The 4,092-nt window shown below is 36.1% G+C and carries 4 protein-coding genes; 3 read left to right on the forward strand and 1 reads right to left on the reverse strand.

Annotated elements, in window-relative coordinates; genetic code table 11:
* Nucleotides 1-145: 145 nt before the first annotated feature.
* Complete coding sequence (locus KPC_RS18215) at nt 146-1,030, forward strand: LysR family transcriptional regulator (protein ID WP_121975747.1); 885 nt, start codon at nt 146-148, stop codon at nt 1,028-1,030.
* 14 nt (nt 1,031-1,044) lie between these two features.
* Here the strand turns inward: KPC_RS18215 and KPC_RS18220 are convergent, their stop codons facing one another.
* Entirely contained in the window at nt 1,045-2,478 is a 1,434-nt protein-coding gene (locus KPC_RS18220) for an aldehyde dehydrogenase family protein (RefSeq protein WP_121975748.1), read from the reverse strand.
* 331 nt (nt 2,479-2,809) lie between these two features.
* Between KPC_RS18220 and KPC_RS18225 the strand changes: the two genes are divergently transcribed.
* Both KPC_RS18225 and KPC_RS18230 read left to right on the forward strand, forming a co-directional pair.
* Nucleotides 2,810-3,619, forward strand: coding sequence for an N-acyl homoserine lactonase family protein (locus KPC_RS18225; RefSeq protein ID WP_121975749.1), 810 nt, complete (start codon nt 2,810-2,812; stop codon nt 3,617-3,619).
* Between the two features lie 235 nt (nt 3,620-3,854).
* A partial coding sequence (locus tag KPC_RS18230) for a transposase (RefSeq protein WP_171334546.1) occupies nt 3,855-4,092 on the forward strand: 238 nt, incomplete at its 3' end.

A 4,092-nucleotide genomic window follows, 5' to 3' on the forward strand; every position in this document is an offset into this window, starting at 1 on the left:
ATTCCATACTGAATTGATAATTCCATACTGAATTGATAATGGCATTCAAAAAAATATATTGAGTTATAATTTCACGAAATTTAGACTTATAGAACTCATTATTTTTCTAAACCTGATTTCGCAAAATTCGAATGGTAATAAAAATATGCTTGACCTTGTTTCTCTAAAATTGTTTGTGGAATGTATCAATACTGGTAGCCTGACACGTGTTTCAAAAGAACAGCATATTGCTTTGGCAGCATTAAGCCGCCGTATAAATCTATTAGAAGATCATTACGGTGTTCAGCTTCTAGAACGTACAGGTCGCGGTGTATCCGCAACTGACGCGGGTCATACGCTATACAAAAAAGCCCATGATATTTTTGAACAAGTACATTTGGCTCAGGCTGATGTCTCGGATTATTCACATGGGAAAAAAGGCTCAGTTTCAATTATTGCCAGCACTTCTGCAATTACTTATGAGTTGCCAAAACAGTTAAACAGTTTCAATCAAGATCACCCTGACATCAGAGTTGAGATTGCTGAAGCTTTTACAACAGAAGTCATCAACTCAATCAGGAGTCATCATCATGAACTTGGAATAATTGTTAATACAAACTACATAGAAGACTTGGTAACTTTGCCATATTACAAAGACGAGCTAGTAATCATTACGAGTAAGGATATTCATTTCAATTCACCTTCAATAAATTTTGGACAAATCACTTGTTTCGACTTTGTGTTGATGGATGGTTCGACAGCAATTAGTAAATTATTGTCATCATCTGCAGCAAAAGTTGGACAAATTATCCGTGTCCGAGTCCGTGTCGGAAGTTTTGAAACTGTATGTAGAATGGTCGAAGCAGGTTTTGGAATAGGTGTAATTCCAAAGAAAATAGCAATGCAATTTACACAAACGATGGAGTTAAACTTTTATTCAATTGATGAAGAATGGTCTACACGAGAGATTCTTATTTGTTACAATAAAAGCCGTCCATTAAGTCTTGCTGCCCAAAAACTTCTAAGACATTTACAATACAGTCCCTCTTAATAGATAAATATGGCTTATCCGTGATGATTTATCATGGTTTTAACCCGGCTAAACTCTTCTAATGCGATAAAGCCTTTTTCTCTACCATGTCCGCTTTTTCTGACTCCACCAAATGGAAGTTCGATACCACCACCTGCCCCAAAACAATTGATATAGACCTGACCTGCTTCTAATCGCTTGGCTACTCGTTGTTGTCTAGCTCCATTTTCAGACCACACTGACGCTACTAGTCCATAATCGGTTCCGTTTGCAAGCTCAATAGCATCCGCTTCATCTTTAAAAGTCATAAGTGCCAGCACTGGTCCAAAAACCTCATCATTTGCAAGCTTATGATCTCTAGGTACAGGCCCAAAGATAACTGGAGCCACGTAAAAACCTGACTGAGGTGCATCAGGGCTTATTTTTCCTTCTGCAATTTTAGGCAGCTTTGAATCTATACATTCCCGGATAAATTTATTTACTCTGTGATACTGGGCTTCAGTAATAATTGGTCCACAATCTGGCAAACTTTCTGGTGATCCTGCCACTAATTGATTGAATTTTTCAGCTAATAACGTTTTTAACTTTTCATAAATACTTTCATGAACTAAAACACGTGTCCCTGCGGAACAAGTCTGACCCGCATTTTGTACCAGACCATTCACCAAACTCGGTAAGGCTTTATCCAAATCAGCATCTTCAAATACGATTTGTGGAGATTTTCCTCCAAGCTCCAATACACAGCGTGCATAATGTTCTGCTGCAGCTTTCTGAACTAAAACTCCAGCCTGTGGTGAGCCAGTAAACGTAATTAACTCAACATCCTGATGGGCTGTTAAAGCAGCACCAGCTTCTATACCATAACCAGTTACGATATTCACTGCTCCCTTAGGCAGACCAGCTTCGGTCGCAAGTTCAATGAATCGCAATGAAGTCAGACATGCTTCTTCTGCAGGTTTAATAACGGATGCATTTCCCATTGCCAATGCAGGAGCTAAAGTTCGACCTAACATTTGTGCAGGATAATTCCAGGGAATAATGTGACCAACGACACCTACTCGTTCACGAAGCATCACGACTGAATAATCATTTAAATACGGGATACTCATCCCATGGACTTTGTCTGCAGCGCCAGCATAATATTCAAAATAACGTGCAAGAGCATCAATATCTTTTTTAGCTAATTCAATCGGTTTACCTGTATCCTGTGCTTCAATGGTAGCCAATTCATCTTTATGTTTTAAAACAATATTCGATATATTCATTAGAATACGGCTACGTTCTATAGGATTTTTATTCCCCCATTCACTATACAATGCTGATTTTGCACTCTTGACTGCATCATCAATATCATTTGCATCACCTCGCGCAATTTGATCAATGACCTGGCCTGTGCTTGGATTTTTTACATCAATATATTGTTGCAAATGGGGCTCTGCAACCTTTCCATCAATAAAATGCTTCTTCATTTACAATATCCTTGTATTTCATATTGTTATATGATCACTTTCCACCTGTCTAAAATCCTAACTCAAGTAAAATTTAAATTAATGCCTTTTTTTAGAAAATACTGTTCTATTTTTAAAACTTCTACGTAAAACTAAAAAACATAGCCAATTAATAAGAAAAAACCTTATTAAAACAATATGAATTTTATTTAATAATCAGAAAAAAGAGAGGCATAGTTTTTCTTTATAAAAACAATCAAAAAATATTATTTGATCTCATTTTCTCAACATGTCGTTATATTTATTCAATTTGATTCAGAAATATAAAATACTGATTAGTGGAACTCACATTATGGAAGATTATTCAATTAAATTATATGCAATGACCTGTGGTTGGGTCACAATGCCTTATGGATTTTTCTTTGCAGGAAAATCAGGTGGTTATTTAGCTGTGCCAATCCAATCTTATTATATCGAACATCCTAAAGGGACTGTCCTGTTTGATACTGGCTTAGAAACAAATTTACAATCGGAAGATCCTGAAGATGTAAAACAGGCATTAGGTGCTTATGCGAGTTTAATCTCAGTCCAATATCATGCACATGAAGATATAAAATCCCGACTTGAAGCATTTGGAGTAGATCCTGCAAAAATTAACTATGTCATTAATTCCCACTTACATTTTGATCACTGCGGCGGTAATGTAAGTATCCCGAATGCCCGTATTATCGTTCAAAAACGAGAATGGCAAGCTGCAAAAAATGAAGAAAACATTGAAAAACAAATATATTATCCAAAACTTTACGATTTAGGACATGATCGCTTAGAAATTGAAGGTGAGCATGATTTATTTGGCGATGGCGGTGTTGTTTTATTCCCAAGCTATGGTCATACCCCAGGTCACCAATCTTTAAAAATAAAATTAGAAGGTAAAGAAGTTGTGCTTACTGGTGATGCTTGTTATTTAAAAAAAGCATTGGAAACAATGACTCTACCAGATGCATTAGTTGTTAATGATGCTGAAAATATGAAAAAAAGTTTTGAATTATTTAAAAAATTACAATCGAGAGGAGCCAAAATTATATTTGGTCATGACCCAGAACAATCATTGACGCTAACAGATGGCCCAATAAAGCAAGTTACTTTACGTGAGTTGATATAATAAGAGTCCATCAAAACGGATATTAAATTCGTTTTGATGGAAAATAACAAGCACAGCGACTGTTAATATAAGACATAATAAAATAAAAATTATTTTAACTTTTTTCAGCAATAACGATCAGCATATTTAAATATGCTACGACTTACTGTTTATAAATGTAAATACATTTATAATGTAATATAACAATCCTGATTGGCTTTGTTGCATAAAAGGAATTCATCCCCATACAGTTTAGATGAATACAGAATCAAAAAGCCGCTACAAAACAACCAACTGGGCTGAGTACAATCAGGCTTTACGCCAACGGGGTGCTTTCACTATTTGGTTTGATCCCCAAATGCAATGGTATGCAATGCCTACAGGCAAAAAAGGATGTCAACCGACCTACTCTGATACTGCCATTCAGTTTGCCCTGACAATACGCAACCTGTTCCAACTGGCTTTACGTCAAACACAGGGTTTTATTCAAAGCC

Source organism: Acinetobacter stercoris (assembly GCF_900323515.1).
In the GTDB taxonomy this organism is placed as follows: Bacteria; Pseudomonadota; Gammaproteobacteria; order Pseudomonadales; family Moraxellaceae; genus Acinetobacter; species Acinetobacter stercoris.

Excerpts from the sequence above, each read along its gene's own strand:
- KPC_RS18220 (WP_121975748.1), bottom strand. The coding sequence starts at position 2,478 with ATGAAGAAGCATTTTATTGATGGAAAGGTTGCAGAGCCCCATTTGCAA.
- KPC_RS18215 (WP_121975747.1), top strand. The coding sequence starts at position 146 with ATGCTTGACCTTGTTTCTCTAAAATTGTTTGTGGAATGTATCAATACT.
- KPC_RS18225 (WP_121975749.1), top strand. The coding sequence starts at position 2,810 with ATGGAAGATTATTCAATTAAATTATATGCAATGACCTGTGGTTGGGTC.